The sequence below is a fragment of the Cupriavidus agavae genome, from assembly GCF_004217045.1.
GTDB lineage: Bacteria > Pseudomonadota > Gammaproteobacteria > Burkholderiales > Burkholderiaceae > Cupriavidus > Cupriavidus agavae.
The window spans coordinates 163,658-178,629 of the sequence record NZ_SGXM01000001.1 but is presented as its reverse complement, the minus strand read 5'-3'; the positions used below and the strand labels follow the sequence as shown (position 1 = coordinate 178,629).

General features: G+C 68.2%; 15 protein-coding genes. 10 read left to right on the top strand and 5 right to left on the bottom strand.

All coding sequences use genetic code 11. The features are described 5' to 3' along the window. Nucleotides 1-71: 71 nt before the first annotated feature. The gene (locus EV147_RS00840) at nt 72-629 is read right to left on the bottom strand and encodes a cob(I)yrinic acid a,c-diamide adenosyltransferase (RefSeq protein WP_130391142.1); all 558 of its coding nucleotides are present in this window, start codon (nt 627-629) and stop codon (nt 72-74) included. Between the two features lie 186 nt (nt 630-815). On the opposite strand from EV147_RS00840, the gene EV147_RS00835 reads away from it, so the two are divergent. From EV147_RS00835 to EV147_RS00800, 8 genes are all read left to right on the top strand, one after another. Then, nucleotides 816-2,234, top strand: coding sequence for an FAD-binding oxidoreductase (locus EV147_RS00835; protein ID WP_130389248.1), 1,419 nt, complete (start codon nt 816-818; stop codon nt 2,232-2,234). 13 nt (nt 2,235-2,247) lie between these two features. After that, nucleotides 2,248-3,138, top strand: coding sequence for a LysR substrate-binding domain-containing protein (locus EV147_RS00830; protein WP_130389247.1), 891 nt, complete (start codon nt 2,248-2,250; stop codon nt 3,136-3,138). 200 nt (nt 3,139-3,338) lie between these two features. Next, nucleotides 3,339-4,841 (top strand): FAD-linked oxidase C-terminal domain-containing protein, encoded by a 1,503-nt coding sequence (locus tag EV147_RS00825; protein WP_130389246.1) that lies wholly within the window; start codon nt 3,339-3,341, stop codon nt 4,839-4,841. A 59-nt stretch (nt 4,842-4,900) separates the two neighbouring features. Further along, on the top strand, nt 4,901-5,845 hold the full coding sequence (locus EV147_RS00820) for an ion transporter (protein ID WP_130389245.1): 945 nt from the start codon (nt 4,901-4,903) through the stop codon (nt 5,843-5,845). 33 nt (nt 5,846-5,878) lie between these two features. Further along, nucleotides 5,879-6,994: a glycolate oxidase subunit GlcE gene (gene glcE, locus EV147_RS00815; protein WP_130389244.1), complete on the top strand. Its 1,116-nt coding sequence runs from the start codon at nt 5,879-5,881 to the stop codon at nt 6,992-6,994. A gap of 28 nt (nt 6,995-7,022) precedes the next feature. Beyond that, complete coding sequence (gene glcF / locus EV147_RS00810) at nt 7,023-8,288, top strand: glycolate oxidase subunit GlcF (RefSeq protein WP_130389243.1); 1,266 nt, start codon at nt 7,023-7,025, stop codon at nt 8,286-8,288. Between the two features lie 133 nt (nt 8,289-8,421). Beyond that, complete coding sequence (locus EV147_RS00805; RefSeq protein ID WP_130389242.1) at nt 8,422-8,790, top strand: CidA/LrgA family protein; 369 nt, start codon at nt 8,422-8,424, stop codon at nt 8,788-8,790. Then, nucleotides 8,787-9,512, top strand: coding sequence for an LrgB family protein (locus tag EV147_RS00800; RefSeq protein WP_130389241.1), 726 nt, complete (start codon nt 8,787-8,789; stop codon nt 9,510-9,512). The genes EV147_RS00805 and EV147_RS00800 overlap by 4 nt, the downstream gene beginning before the upstream one ends. A gap of 10 nt (nt 9,513-9,522) precedes the next feature. Here EV147_RS00800 and EV147_RS00795 read toward each other — a convergent pair whose 3' ends face one another. The 3 genes from EV147_RS00795 to EV147_RS00785 form a co-directional block, all read right to left on the bottom strand. Beyond that, nucleotides 9,523-10,020: a glutathione peroxidase gene (locus EV147_RS00795; protein ID WP_130389240.1), complete on the bottom strand. Its 498-nt coding sequence runs from the start codon at nt 10,018-10,020 to the stop codon at nt 9,523-9,525. An 83-nt stretch (nt 10,021-10,103) separates the two neighbouring features. Continuing rightward, complete coding sequence (locus EV147_RS00790; RefSeq protein ID WP_130389239.1) at nt 10,104-11,243, bottom strand: PilT/PilU family type 4a pilus ATPase; 1,140 nt, start codon at nt 11,241-11,243, stop codon at nt 10,104-10,106. Nucleotides 11,244-11,253: 10 nt separating this feature from the next. Continuing rightward, nucleotides 11,254-12,297: a type IV pilus twitching motility protein PilT gene (locus tag EV147_RS00785; protein ID WP_130389238.1), complete on the bottom strand. Its 1,044-nt coding sequence runs from the start codon at nt 12,295-12,297 to the stop codon at nt 11,254-11,256. A gap of 65 nt (nt 12,298-12,362) precedes the next feature. On the opposite strand from EV147_RS00785, the gene EV147_RS00780 reads away from it, so the two are divergent. Both EV147_RS00780 and proC read left to right on the top strand, forming a co-directional pair. Next, nucleotides 12,363-13,052: a YggS family pyridoxal phosphate-dependent enzyme gene (locus EV147_RS00780; protein ID WP_130389237.1), complete on the top strand. Its 690-nt coding sequence runs from the start codon at nt 12,363-12,365 to the stop codon at nt 13,050-13,052. Between the two features lie 73 nt (nt 13,053-13,125). Further along, complete coding sequence (proC, locus tag EV147_RS00775; RefSeq protein ID WP_130389236.1) at nt 13,126-13,947, top strand: pyrroline-5-carboxylate reductase; 822 nt, start codon at nt 13,126-13,128, stop codon at nt 13,945-13,947. A 54-nt stretch (nt 13,948-14,001) separates the two neighbouring features. Here the strand turns inward: proC and ubiA are convergent, their stop codons facing one another. Then, nucleotides 14,002-14,886 (bottom strand): 4-hydroxybenzoate octaprenyltransferase, encoded by an 885-nt coding sequence (gene ubiA, locus EV147_RS00770; RefSeq protein ID WP_130389235.1) that lies wholly within the window; start codon nt 14,884-14,886, stop codon nt 14,002-14,004. Nucleotides 14,887-14,972 lie beyond the last annotated feature (86 nt).

Below are 14,972 nucleotides of genomic sequence, written 5' to 3'. Positions count from 1 at the left end.
CGAGTAATTTTCTCGGCTTGGGGTCCCGGCCGTGCCCCGGCCTTGCCACAGCTCAAAAAGTAGCTTATACGTTACTTATCCTTGCGCTCGCGCTGCCACAGGACGTCGGTGCCGCCGCCGGCGCGGTTCAGCACGCGGGCCAGCACGAACATCAGGTCCGAAAGGCGGTTCAGATACTGGCGCGGGGCCTCGTTGAGCGGCTCGGCGGCGCCCAGGTCCACCAGCGCGCGCTCGGCGCGGCGGCAGACGGTGCGGCAGACGTGAGCCTGGGCGGCCGCGCGGCTGCCGCCGGGCAGGATGAACTCGGCCAGCCGGGGCAGCGCGGCATTGTAGTGTTCGAGCCAGTCGTCGAGCTGCGCCACCTGGGGCGCCTGGAGCAGCGTGTAGCCGGGGATCGACAGTTCGCCGCCCAGGTCGAACAGGTCGTGCTGGATATGGAGCAGCGCGCCGCGCACGTCCGGCGGCAGGTCAGTTTCTGTCAGCAGCAGGCCGATATGGCAGTTCAGCTCGTCCACGTCGCCGATGGCGGCAATGCGCAGGCTGTTCTTGCCCACGCGGCTGCCATCGCCCAGGCCCGTGGTGCCGGCGTCGCCGGTGCGCGTGGCTATCTTCGACAGGCGGTTGCCCATGCCGGTCTCCTTGGTGTCGTTGTCTTGAAATTGGCGCAATTATGGCGTGCTTCGGCCCCGAATGGCCGCTGATCGGCCGCCGGCCGCAAAAAGCCGGCCTGCCGGGTGACGCCAACGGCAAGGGGGAGTCGTAGAATAGCGGCATTCCTTTGCATACAGAGCCGAACGGCCCCGCCGGAGACCCGCATGAACCATCCCACCCCCGCCGCCGCGCTGGCGCGCCGTCCGTTTCCGTCCGAGCTGTCCCAAGCCCTGAGCCAACGCTTCGGCGAGCGCTACTCCACCTCCAACGGCGTGCGCGAGCACCATGGGCGCGACGAATCCCCGTTTCCGCCCGCCCTGCCCGACGCCGTGGTCTTCGCCCATTCCACCGAGGAAGTGGCCGAACTGGCGAAGCTCTGCAACGCCCATGCCGTGCCGCTGATCGCCTACGGCGCCGGTTCGTCGCTCGAAGGGCACCTGCTGGCGGTGGCCGGCGGCGTCAGCGTCGACCTCTCGCAGATGAACCGCGTGCTGGCCGTGCAGCCCGAGGACCTGACCGTGACCGTGCAGCCCGGCGTCACGCGCAAGCAGCTGAACCAGGAAATCAAGGACACCGGGCTGTTCTTCCCGATCGATCCGGGCGCCGATGCCTCGCTGGGCGGCATGTGCGCCACGCGTGCCTCGGGCACCAACGCCGTGCGCTACGGCACCATGCGCGAGAACGTGCTGGCGCTGACCGTGGTGACCGCCGACGGCCGCATCATCCGCACCGGCACCCACGCGCGCAAATCGTCGGCCGGCTATGACCTGACGCGCCTGTTCATCGGCAGCGAAGGCACGCTGGGCATCATCACCGAGGTCACCGTCAGGCTGTATCCGCAGCCCGAAGCCATTTCGGCGGCGGTCTGCGCGTTCCCGAGCATGGGTGACGCCGTGCGCGCCACCATCCAGACCATCCAGCTGGGCGTGCCCGTGGCGCGCGTGGAGTTTGTCGACGCGCTGGCCATCCGCGCCATCAACCGCCACGACAACCTGACGCTGCCCGAAACCCCGCACCTGTTCTTCGAATTCCATGGCACCGAGGCCGGCGTGCGCGAACAGGCCGAAACCGTCCAGGAAATCGCGGCCGAGCACGGCGGCAAGGGCTTCGAGTGGGCCACCCGCCCCGAAGACCGCTCGCGGCTCTGGAACGCCCGCCACACCGCCTACTTCGCCATGCTGCAGCTGAAGCCGGGCTGCAAGTCGGTGACGACCGATGTCTGCGTGCCGATCTCGCGCCTGGCCGACTGCGTGACCGAGACCGAGCACGACCTGAACGCCTCGGCGCTGCCGTGCCCGATCGTCGGCCACGTGGGCGACGGCAACTTCCACGTGGCGATCCTGGTCGATCCGGACAAGCCCGGGGAAATGGCCGAGGCCGAGGACATCAACCGCCGCATCGTGCAGCGCGCGCTGGCCATGGGCGGCACCTGCACCGGCGAGCATGGCGTGGGGCTGCACAAGATGGGCTTTCTCGTGCAGGAGCATGGCGAGGATGCGCTGGACCTGATGCGCGCCATCAAGGATGCGCTCGATCCGAACCACATCCTGAACCCGGGCAAAATCTTCAGCGCGGCGCGCTGAGGGGATTCCGGCCATGGCATCGGTCTTCCAGCGGGTTCCGCCGCTGCACCTGCTGATTGCGTTCGAGGCAGCCGCCCGGCTGGGCAGCTTTGCGCGCGCGGCCGAGGAGCTGTCGGTCACGCCCAGCGCGGTCTCGCACCGGATCAAGAACCTGGAGGAGCTCTGGGGCGAGGATCTCTTCGTGCGCTCGAACGCCGCGCTGCGGCTGACCGCAGCCGGCATGCGCTACCACCGCAATGTCGAGGATGCCCTCAAATCGCTCAACGAACTGGCGCGGCCCGAGTACAACAACCAGCGCGCCCGGCTGCGCGTGGCCATCCCGCCCACGTTCGGCCGCCAGCACCTGGTGCCCCGGCTGCCCGAGTTCGGCGCGCTGTACCCGCATATCGACCTGGAGCTGCACCTGGCGGTGCCCTTCCTCGACGTCAAGGCCGAGGACACCGACGTGGAGATCCGCTACGGCACCGGCCGCTACCCGGACCTTAAGACCACGAGGCTGCTGGTGGAGCAGGTCTTCCCGGCCTGCGGGCGCGAGTACTACGAGCGCGTCAACGGTTTCGCCATCACGAAGCCGCAGGACCTGCACAACCTGACCCTGCTGCGCAGCCCGCTGGAGCCGTGGCGGCCGTGGTTCGAGACCGCCGGGCTGGACTGGCCCGAGCCGCAGACCGGCGCCCAGTTCAACGACATCGGGCTGATGCTGGAAGCCATCGTCTCGAACCAGGGCGTGGGGCTGGTGCGCCAGCGCATGGCGCGGCAGTGGCTGGCGTCGGGCCAGATCGTGAAGATGCTGGATGTGGAGTCGGTTTCGCCGCATGGCTACTACATCGTCGAGCGCGAGCAGGCGCCGCTGATGCCCGAAGCGCGCTATTTCATCGACTGGCTGGTCGGGCTGGACTGGTAGCGGCCCAGCCGCTAGGCTGGAAGAGGCACCGGGGGTGCGCGGCTGCCCGCGGGGCATGAACAATCTTGATCGGCCCGCCGTGCCGAATTCATGCGCAGCGGCGCGCGCATGGCCGGTGGCCTGCGCTATAGTCGGCCGTCCCCCTCCCCGGCCGCTGCGCGCAGGTCCTGCGCGGCGCCCGGGCCGTCACAGGAGTTGCCATGAACGCACCGCAAGACGCCCACAACGTGGCTGGTGACAGCGCCGACGCCCGCCGCGCCGCGCTGCTGGCCCGGCTCGGCCAGATCCTGCCGGACACCGCTGTGCTCTGGAAGGCCGAGGACACCGTGCCCTACGAGTGCGACGGCCTGGCCGCCTATCGCCAGGTGCCCGATGCCGTGGTGCTGCCCGATACCGAGGAGCAGGTCTGCGCCGTGCTGCGCCTGTGCCACGAACTGGGTGTGCCGGTGGTGCCGCGCGGCTCGGGCACGAGCCTGTCCGGCGGCGCGATGCCGATCGCGGGCGGCCTGGTGCTGTCGCTGGCGCGCTTCAAGCGCATCCTGTCGGTCGATCCCTATTCGCGCACGGCCGTGGTCCAGCCCGGCGTGCGCAACCTGGCCATTTCCGAAGCCTCCGCCGCCCACGGCCTCTACTACGCCCCCGATCCGTCGTCGCAGATCGCCTGCTCGATCGGCGGCAACGTGGCCGAGAACTCGGGCGGCGTGCACTGCCTGAAGTACGGGCTGACCGTGCACAACGTGCTGCGCGTGCGGGCCGTGACGATGGAGGGCGACGTGGTGGTGTTCGGTTCCGAGGCGCCGGACTCGCCGGGACTCGACCTGCTGGCCACGGTGATCGGCTCCGAAGGCATGCTGGCCGTGGTCACCGAGGTCACCGTCAGGCTGGTGCCCAAGCCACAGCTCGCGCAGGTCATCATGGCCAGCTTCGACGACGTGGAGAAAGGCGGCAATGCCGTGGCCGACGTGATCGCCGCCGGCATCATCCCGGCCGGGCTGGAGATGATGGACCGGCCCGCCACGGCGGCCGTGGAGGAGTTCGTCAAGGCGGGGTACGACCTGGACGCCGCCGCGATCCTGCTGTGCGAATCGGACGGCACCCCCGAGGAAGTGGCCGAGGAGATCGGCCGCATGAGCGAGGTGCTGCGCGCCTCGGGCGCGACGCGCATCACGGTGTCGCAGAGCGAGGCCGAGCGCCTGCGCTTCTGGAGCGGGCGCAAGAACGCCTTCCCCGCCGCCGGCCGGATTTCGCCGGATTACTACTGCATGGACGGCACGATCCCGCGCAAGCACATCGGCACGCTGCTCAAGCGCATCGAGGACATGGAGCGGAAGTACAGCTTGCGGTGCATCAACGTATTCCACGCCGGCGATGGCAACATGCACCCCCTGATCCTGTTCGATGGCGGCGATGTCGACCAGTGGCATCGCGCCGAGCTGTTCGGCGCCGATATCCTGGAGACCTGCGTGGAACTGGGTGGCACCGTGACCGGCGAGCACGGCGTGGGCGTCGAGAAGCTCAATTCGATGTGCGTGCAGTTCTCGGCGGCCGAGCGCGACGCGTTCTTCGGCGTGAAGGCCGCGTTCGACCCCGCGCGGCTGCTGAATCCGGACAAGGCCATTCCCACGCTGGCCCGCTGCGCCGAATACGGCAAGATGCACGTCAGGCGCGGCCTGCTGCCGCATCCGGACCTGCCCCGGTTCTGACCGCCGGGCCCGGTGCGGAAGGCGGCAGGCCGCCTTCTCCGTTACCAGACACGTCCGATATGCCAAACCGCCACAACACCAACGCCCTGACCCGCCAGCGCCTGGGCCAGCCCGAATCCGGCTGGCGCCAGCGCTGGTACACGATCATCTTCGAGGCCGACACCCGGCAGGGCCGGCTGTTCGACGTGATCCTGCTGGTGGCCATCGTGGCTAGCGTGGGCGTGGTGATGCTCGACAGCATCCCGTCGGCGCACGAGCGCCTGGGCACGCTGTTCACGGGGCTCGAATGGATGTTCACGCTGCTGTTCACGGCCGAGTACGTCATGCGGCTGGCCGTGGTGCGGCGGCCGCTGCGCTACGCGTTCAGCTTCTACGGCATCATCGATTTCATCTCGATCATGCCCACCTGGGCGTCGTTCTTCGTGCCCGAGCTGGCCTTCCTGATCGACGTGCGGCTGCTGCGGCTGATGCGGGTCTTCCGGATCCTGAAGCTGACCGTCTATTTCGAGGAAGCCGAGATCCTGGCGCGCGCGCTGTCCAACAGCCGGCGCAAGATCTTCGTGTTCCTGGGCACAGTGTTCATCATCACCGTGATCCTGGGCACCGTGATGTACGTGGTGGAAGGCCCACAGCATGGCTTCACGAGCATTCCGCTGAGCATGTACTGGGCCATCGTCACGCTGACCACCACCGGCTTCGGCGACATCGTGCCCCGCACCCCGGTGGGACAGTTCATCACATCCCTGACCATCCTGCTCGGCTACGGGATCATCGCGTTCCCCACCGGCATCGTGGGCGCCGAGCTGGCCGCCAGCATCATCAAGCGGCCGCTGACCACGCGCAGTTGCGAACACTGCCTGACCGAAGGGCACGAGCCGGACGCCCGGTTCTGCAAGCACTGCGGCACCGTGCTGCCCGACTACCGCTCGGACTCGAAGCTCGAAGGCGCGCTCGACAATGCGCCGCCGCCGGCACCACCAAAGCCGCCGCGCCCGCCGCGCTGACCCCGAAACCATTCCCATAACGACACCGTCCTCATGCCAGCCACCCTCGACGCCGCCCTCGGGACCTTCCGCGATGCGATCCGCCACGCCGCCGACAGCCGCACGCCGCTGTGCCTGCGCGGCGGCGGCAGCAAGGATTTCTATGGCCAGGTGCCCGCCGGCACCGTGCTCGACACGCGCGCCTATCGCGGCATCGTCGACTACGACCCGGCCGAACTCGTGATCACCGCGCGCTGCGGCACGCCGCTGGGCGAGATCGAGGACGCGCTGGCCGAGCGGCGCCAGATGCTGGCTTTCGAGCCGCCCCACTTCGCCGCGCGCGGCCAGGCCAGCGCGGCCACGCTGGGCGGCGCCGTGGCAGCCGGGCTGTCCGGCCCGCGCCGCCAGGCGGTGGGTGCACTGCGCGATTTCGTGCTCGGCGCGCAACTGATGGACGGCCAGGGCGAGATCCTGAACTTCGGCGGGCAGGTCATGAAGAACGTGGCCGGCTACGATGTGTCGCGGCTGCTGGCGGGGTCGCTCGGCACGCTCGGGCTGATTACCGAGGTGTCGCTGAAGGTGCTGCCGGTGCCGTTCGACGATGCCACGCTGCGCTTTACGCTGCCGCAGGCCGAGGCGATCGACCAGCTCAACAAGTGGGGCGGCAAGCCGCTGCCGATTGCCGCGTCGGCCTGGCACGACGGCGTGCTGCATGTGCGGTTGAGCGGCGCCACGGCGGCGGTCTGCGCGGCGCGCGACAGCCTGGGCGGCGAGGTGGTGGACAACAGCCACGCACAGTTGCTGTGGAACGCGCTGCGCGAGCAAACCCACCCGTTCTTCGCGCCGGCCCATGACGCCAATGCCGCGCTGTGGCGCATTGCCGTGCCTACCGTCGTCCCCCCGCTCGACCTGCCCGGCGCGCAACTGGTGGAATGGGGCGGCGGCCAGCGCTGGTGGCTGGCGCCGGACGACAGCGGCGCGGCGGCCGACCACGTGCGCGCCGTGGCCCAGGCGGCCGGCGGCCATGCCACGCTGTTCCGCAACGGCGACAAGTCGGCGGGCGTGTTCACGCCGCTGGCCGCGCCGCTGGCGGCGATCCACCGCCGCCTGAAGGCCACGTTCGACCCGGCCGGCATCTTCAATCCGCAACGCATGTACAACGGGCTCTGAATTCCGGGCCCCCATAACGATCCCCACCATGCAAACCACCCTGGCCGAATTCCTGCGCAACACCCCCGAGGGCGAAGAGGCGAAGTCCATCGTCGGCAAGTGCGTGCACTGCGGCTTCTGCACCGCCACCTGCCCCACGTACCAGTTGCTGGGCGACGAGCTGGACGGCCCGCGTGGCCGCATCTACCTGATGAAGCAGGTGCTCGAAGGCAACCCGGTGACCGAAAGCACGCGGCTGCACCTGGACCGCTGCCTGACCTGCCGCAACTGCGAGTCCACCTGCCCGTCGGGCGTGACGTACGGCCGGCTCGTCGATATCGGCCGGCAGATCGTTGATGAACGGCTCGAAGCCGAGGGCATCCGGCGCCCGCTGGGCCAGCGCGTGGCGCGCTGGGTGCTGCGCGAGGGCCTGACGCGGCCGGCGCTCTTCGGCCCGGCGCTCAAGCTCGGGCAGGTGGTGCGGCCCATGCTGCCGCAGGCGCTGCGCAACAAGGTGCCGGCCAATCCCACCGCGCCGGGCACCTGGCCGCGCACCAGCCACGCACGCAAGATGCTGCTGCTCGATGGCTGCGTGCAACCGGCGATGTCGCCCAACATCAATGCCGCCACGGCGCGCGTGTTCGACCGTCTCGGCGTGGAACTGATCGTCGCCCCCGAGGCCGGCTGCTGCGGCGCGATCCGCTTCCACACGGGCGACCATCCGGGCGGGCTCGACAACATGCGCGCCAACATCGACGCCTGGTGGCCCCATATCGAGGCCGGCGCCGAGGCCATCGTCATGACGGCCTCGGGCTGCGGCGCGATGGTCAAGGACTACGGCCACCTGCTGCGCGACGACCCCCGCTACGCCGAGCGCGCCGCCCGCGTCTCGGCCCTGACGCGCGACCTGTCCGAACTGCTGCCCGAGTTTGGCGATGACCTGCACAAGCTCGCGGGCGCCGTGCCGCGCGACGGCCGCCGCGTGGCCTGGCATCCGCCCTGCACGCTCCAGCACGGCCAGCAGATCCGCGGCAAGGTGGAGGCGCTGCTGACCCGGCTCGGCGTGGACGTGCGGCTCTGCGCCGACAGCCACCTGTGCTGCGGCTCGGCCGGCACCTATTCCGTGCTGCAGCCCGAACTGTCGTACAAGCTGCGCGACGACAAGCTGGCCAAGCTGCAGGCCACATCGCCGGATTCGATCGTTTCCGCGAACATCGGGTGCATCACGCACCTGCAGAGCGGCACGGACACGCCGGTGATGCATTGGGTGGAACTGGTGGACCGGATGATGACGCCGGTGGCAGTGGCGGCCTGACCGGCTTGATCTCTCCGTTCACCACAAGCCGACCCTCACCCCCGGCCCCTCTCCCGCCAAGCGGGAGAGGGGAGCAAACCGACCGCATACCGGAGTACCATGGCGGCAGTTCCGGAACCCCCAAGTTGCCCCCATGCTTCAGACGTTTGCCATTCTGCTGGTCTTCCAGACCGTGGGCGAGGTGATCAGCTACGCGCTGCGCCTGCCCGTTCCCGGTCCCGTGATCGGCATGCTCCTGCTGTTCGGCTGGCTGGTATTCGACAACCGGCTGCTGCCGGTGGTCCAGGGCCCGGCCAACGAACTCCTCAAGCACCTGTCCCTGCTATTCGTGCCCGCCGGCGTCGGCATCATGGTCCATGCCAACCGTATCGGCAGCGAATGGATGCCGATCATCGTCGCGCTGGTTGTCTCCACCTGGGTGGCCATCGCCGTCACCGCGCTGGTCACGCGCGCGCTGATGCGCAAGCCGGCCGCTCCGTCCGAGGGCGAGGTGCAGCCATGATGTCGCCGCGTCTCAATGAAATCTGGGTCTACCTGGCGGCGAGCCCGCTGATCGGGCTGACCGCCACGCTGATCGCCTACGTCTTCGCGTTCCGCATCTACGAGCGCGCGCGGTTCTCGCCGCTGGCCAATCCGGTCATGATCTCGGTTGCCCTGCTGGTCACGGTGCTGACCGTGACCGGTACCCCGTACAAGACCTACTTCGACGGCGCGCAGTTCGTCCACTTCCTGCTCGGCCCGGCCACGGTGGCGCTGGCCGTGCCGCTCTACACCCAGTTGCCGAAGCTGCGCAGCAACGTGCTGCCGCTGCTGATCGGGCTGGTGGCGGGCTCGGCGGCGGCCGTGGTGTCGGCGGTGGGCGTGGCCTACGCGCTGGGCGCCTCGCCCGAGGTGGTGCGCTCGCTGGCGCCGAAGTCGGTCACGATCCCGATCGCCATGGGCGTCTCGGAGAAGATCGGCGGCCTGCCGTCGCTGACCGCCGTGCTGGTGATGGGCACCGGCATCATCGGCGCGATCAGTGCCACGGGGCTGCTGAACCTGCTGCGCGTGCGGGACTACACGGTGCGCGGCTTCGCCACGGGCGTGGCCGCGCATGGCATCGGCACGGCCCGCGCCTTCCAGGTCAGCCAGGAAGCCGGCGCGTTTGCCGCGCTCGGCATGGGTCTCAATGGCGTGCTCACCGCCATCCTGGTGCCAGTGCTGGCCACCTTCATGCCGCGCTGACCGGTGCCGCTCAGGCGGCGCCGGGGTCGGCCAGCAGCGCCTCGATGTCGGCCCGGATCTCGTCGGGCTTGGTGGTCGGCGCGTAGCGCTTGAAGATCGTGCCATCGCGGCGCAGCAGGAACTTGGTGAAATTCCACTTGATCGCCTGCGTGCCGAGCAGCCCCGGCTTCTCGGCCGTGAGCCACTTGTAGAGCGGATGGGCGTCGGCGCCGTTCACGTCGATCTTGCCGAACATCGGAAAGGTGACTTGGAAGCGCGACTCGCAGAAGGCGCCGATCTGCTCGGCGTCGCCCGGCTCCTGCTTGCCGAACTGGTTGCACGGGAAGCCCAGCACGTCGAAGCCGCGCGTCTGGTAGCTGTCCTGCAGCGTCTGCAGCCCGGCGTACTGCGGCGTGAAGCCGCACTCGCTGGCCGTATTGACGATCAGCAGTACCTTGCCGCGGAATGCTTCGAGCGAAACCGGCTTGCCGGCCAGCGAGCTGGCCTCGAAATCGTAGACGTTGGGCATCGGGGGCTCCTTGGAAATGAAAAGCGGGACAGGCGGCAAGCATACTCCGCCTGTCCCGCCGTCGCCGGGCAATCAGACAACCCTCAGATGACGCCCAGGTGCTCGGTGCCGGCGCCGAGGTCCGAATCCCGGTGGCGCGCGCTGTGCAGCTTGATCATCAGCCGCAGGTCGTTCAGCGAATCGGCGTTCTTGAGCGCGTCCTCGTACGTGATCTTCTCTTCCTCGTATAGTTCGAACAGCGCCTGGTCGAACGAGATCATGCCCTGCTCGCGCGATTTCTTGATGACTTCCTTGAGCTCGTGGATCTCGCCCTTGAAGATCAGGTCGGCCACCAGCGGCGTGCCGATCATGATCTCCACGGCCGGCACGCGGCCCTTGCGGCCGGCGCGTGGCAGCAGCCGCTGCGAGATCATCGCCTTGAGGTTCAGCGACAGATCGATCAGAAGCTGCTGGCGCTTTTCCTCGGGGAAGAAGTTCACGATCCGGTCGATGGCCTGATTGGCGTTGTTCGCGTGCAGCGTGGCCAGGCACAGGTGGCCCGTCTCGGCGTACTGCATCGCGTACTCCATCGTCTCGCGGTCACGGATTTCGCCGATCAGGATCACGTCGGGCGCCTGGCGCAGCGTGTTCTTGAGCGCCACGTGCCAGGAATCGGTGTCGATGCCCACCTCGCGCTGCGTGACCACGCAGTTCTGGTGCGCGTGCACGTACTCGATCGGGTCCTCGATCGTGATGATGTGGCCGTACGAGTGCGCGTTGCGGTGGTCGAGCATCGCCGCCAGCGACGTGGACTTGCCCGAGCCCGTGGCGCCGGTCACGATCACCAGCCCGCGCTTGGACATCACGATCTCGTGCAGCGATTTCGGCAGGTCCAGGTCCTCGACCGACGGGATGCGCGTGTTGATCGTCCGCACCACCATGCCGGCCCGGCCCTGCTGGATGAACGCCGACACCCGGAAGCGCCCGGCGTTGGGCGCGGTAATGGCGAAGTTGCACTCGCGCGTGTCGTCGAACTCACTGACCTGGCGCTCGTTCATGATCGAGCGCACCAGGCCCAGCGCCTGCGTGGGGTTCAGCGGCTGCTGCGAGACCGGCGTGATCTTGCCGTCCACCTTGATGGCCGGCGGAAACTCGGACGTGATGAACAGGTCCGAGCCCCGGTTGTTGACCATCAGTTCGAGCAGGTCGTTGATGTACTTTGATGCAGATTCACGGTCGAGCATGGCGTCCTCCTCAACCCATGAACGCGTCGGGATTCTTGGCGATGGCCCGGGCGTCGTTGTAGTTGATCGTGCCGCGCTTGATCAGGTCGCTCAGGCACTGGTCCAGCGTCTGCATGCCCATGCCGCTCGACGTCTGCATCATCGAGTACATCTGCGCGATCTTGTTCTCGCGGATCAGGTGGCGGATGGCCGGCGTGGCGATCATGATCTCGTGGGCCGCCGTGCGGCCGTTGCCGTCGCGCGTCTTGAGCAGCGTCTGCGAGATCACCGCTTCCAGCGATTCCGACAGCATGGTCCGCACCATGTCCTTCTCCTCGGGCGGGAACACGTCCACCACCCGGTCGATGGTCTTGGCGGCGGAACTGGTGTGCAGCGTGGCAAAGACCAGGTGGCCGGTTTCGGCGGCGGTCAGCGCCAGCCGGATCGTCTCCAGGTCGCGCAGTTCGCCCACCAGGATCACGTCCGGGTCCTCGCGCAGCGCCGAGCGCAGCGCGTTGGCGAACGAGTGCGTGTGCGGTCCCAGTTCGCGCTGGTTGATCAGGCTCTTCTTCGATTCGTGCACGAACTCGATCGGGTCCTCCACCGTGAGGATGTGGCCCATGTCGTTGTCGTTGCGGTGGTCCACCATGGCCGCCAGCGTGGTGGACTTGCCCGAGCCGGTCGGCCCGGTCACGAGCACCAGCCCGCGCGGCTTCATGCAGAGGTCCGCGAACACGGCGGGCGCGCGCAGGTCGTCCAGCGTCAGCACCTTCGACGGAATCGTCCGGAACACGGCGGCGGCGCCGCGCTGCGTGGTGTAGGTATTGACCCGGAAACGGGACAGGCCCGAGATCTCGAACGAAAAGTCGATTTCCAGGCGTTCCTCGTACGTCTTGCGCTGCACGTCGCTCATGATGTCGTACACCATGGCGTGCACGTCCTTGTGCCCCATGGCGGCGACGTTGATGCGGCGCATGTCCCCGTGAATACGCACCATCGGCGGCATGTCAGCCGAGAGGTGAAGATCGGAAGCCTTGTTCTTGACCGCGAAGGCCAGAAGCTGTGCGATGTCCATCTATAATGACCCCACCCTGAAAACCCGCTTATTGTTTTACTTCTGATATATATGTTCGCCGGATTATGTCTGTAATCGCCGCCAACTTGCAAGCCGTGGAAAGTGACATCGCGGCGGCTGCACAACAGGCGGGAAGGACCGCTTCCGACGTGGCCCTGCTGGCCGTTTCCAAGACCGTTCCGCCGGCCACGATCCGGGAGGCATACGCCGCCGGGCAGCGTGCTTTCGGCGAAAACTATGTCCAGGAAGGCGTGGAGAAGATCGCGGCGCTGGCCGACCTGCGCGGCGATATCGGCTGGCATTTCATCGGCCCGCTGCAGAGCAACAAGACGCGCGTGGTAGCCGAGCAGTTCGACTGGGTGCACGCCATCGACCGGCTGAAGATTGCCGAGCGGCTCTCCGCGCAGCGCCCGGCCGGGCTGGCGCCGCTGCAGGTCTGCATCCAGGTCAATATCAGCGACGAAGCGAGCAAGAGCGGCGTGGCGCCGGCCGAGGTGCCCGCGCTGGCGCAGGCCATCGCAGTTCTGCCAAATCTGCGGCTGCGCGGGCTGATGGCCATTCCGGCCCCGGCCGACGATCCCGACGCCCAGCGCCGGCCGTTCGCGGCGCTGCGGTCGTTGCTTGATCAACTGCGCCAATCCGGGCTAAACGTGGACACGCTCTCGATGGGCATGTCCGCCGACATGGACGCCGCCATTGCCGAAGGCGCCACGCTGGTGCGCATCGGTACGGCAATCTTCGGCGCCCGGGGCTGAAACGCCCCGCCCGCAACCCATCAACGCCAGACGCCGCACGCCGTGGCGGCGCCCTGGCAGACCAGGAACTTCGATGCTTGATTCCCTCACCTTTGGCTTCCTTGGCGGCGGCAACATGGCCGCGGCACTGATCGGTGGCCTGGTGGCCCGCGGCGTGCCTGCCGGTTCGATCCGTGTGGTCGATCCCTCCGAGGCTGCCCGCCAGCGCCTGGCGCAGGCACCGGGCGTCCACGCGCTGGCGGCTCCCGACGCCGCGTTCGGCGCCAGCGACGTGATCGTGCTGGCCGTCAAGCCGCAGCAGTTCCGCGACGCCATCGCTGCGCTGAAACCGCTGCTGGGCGACAACCTGATCATCAGCGTGGCCGCCGGCATCCGCCTGGCGGACATGGCGCGCTGGCTGGGCCGTACCCGTCTGGTGCGTGCCATGCCGAATACCCCGGCGCTGGCCGGCATGGGCATGACCGGCCTGGCCGCCGCGCCGGGCCTGTCCGAGGCCGATCGCGCCGTGGCCACCGCCGTGGCCGAAGCCGTGGGCCAGTGCGTCTGGGTGGACGACGACAACCAGATCGACGCCGTCACGGCCATCTCGGGCAGCGGCCCGGCCTACGTGTTCTATTTCGTGGAAGCGATGGAGCGCGCGGCGGCAGAAATGGGGCTGTCGGCGGAGCAAGGCCGCAAGCTGGCCGTGGAAACGTTCCGGGGCGCCGCCGCGCTGGCCGCCGGGTCGCCCGAGCCCGTGTCGCTGCTGCGCGAGCGCGTGACGTCGAAAGGCGGCACCACCTACGCGGCGTTGACCGCGATGGATGCAGCGGGAATGAAGGATTCGTTCGTGAAGGCCATGCACTCTGCCGCTGAGCGCGGCAGGGAGATGGGGGCGGAGTTCGGGAAGGATTGAAGTCTTACTGCCCTCTCCCCCCGAGGGAGACGGGCGAAAACCAGGCGCGAAGAGCTACTTGATCCAATACGCCCCAAACGTCCCCGCAAACACACACGCCCCCAGCCAGTTGTTATGCCGGAACGCGGCGAAGCACTTCATGCGGTCGCGCTCGCGGATCAGCGTGTAGTGGTAGCCGGCCAGCACGGCCGCCGCCGCCAGCCCGGCGTAGTACGGCCAGCCCAGTTCCAGCAGCGCGCCGGCCCAGGCCATCAGCCCCAGGAACGCCGCGTAGCAGACCATGATCGCCGCCACGTCGAAGCGGCCAAACGTGATCGCCGAGGTTTTCATGCCGAGCAGCAGGTCGTCGTCGCGGTCCACCATCGCGTAGGCGGTGTCGTAGGCCACGGCCCAGAACACGTTGGCGGCCAGCATCAGCCAGGCCACGAACGGCACCTGGCCCTGGGTGGCCGCGAACGCCATCGGGATGCCAAAGCCGAAGGCGATTCCCAGATACGCCTGCGGAATGGCGAAAAATCGCTTGAAGAACGGATACGTGCCGGCCAGCACCGCCGCCACCACGGCCAGCCCCTTGGTCAGCCCGTTCAGCGGCAGGATCAACGCGAACGACACCAGCGCCAGCACGGCTGCCACGGCCAGCGCTTCCCAACTGGCAATCAGCCCGGCCGTCAGCGGCCGTTCCTTCGTGCGTTTCACATGCCGGTCGAAGTCGCGGTCGGCCCAGTCGTTCATGGCGCAGCCGGCCGAGCGCATCAGGAAGGTACCGAAGAAGAAGATCCAGAACAGTTGCCAGGACGGCGGCCCGCCAGCGGCCATCCACAGCGCCCACAGCGTGGGCCACAGCAGCAGCAGCGTGCCGATCGGCTTGTCGATGCGCACCAGCCGCGCGTACAGCGCAAGGCGGCTCGGGGAATGGGGGGCGGCGGAGGGTTGTGGCATGGCGGACTTCTCGGAACCTCGGGGCAATACCTGGAAAGCAAAAACGCGCCACGGCGCAATTGCCGTGGCGCGTCGTACCGGTTCAA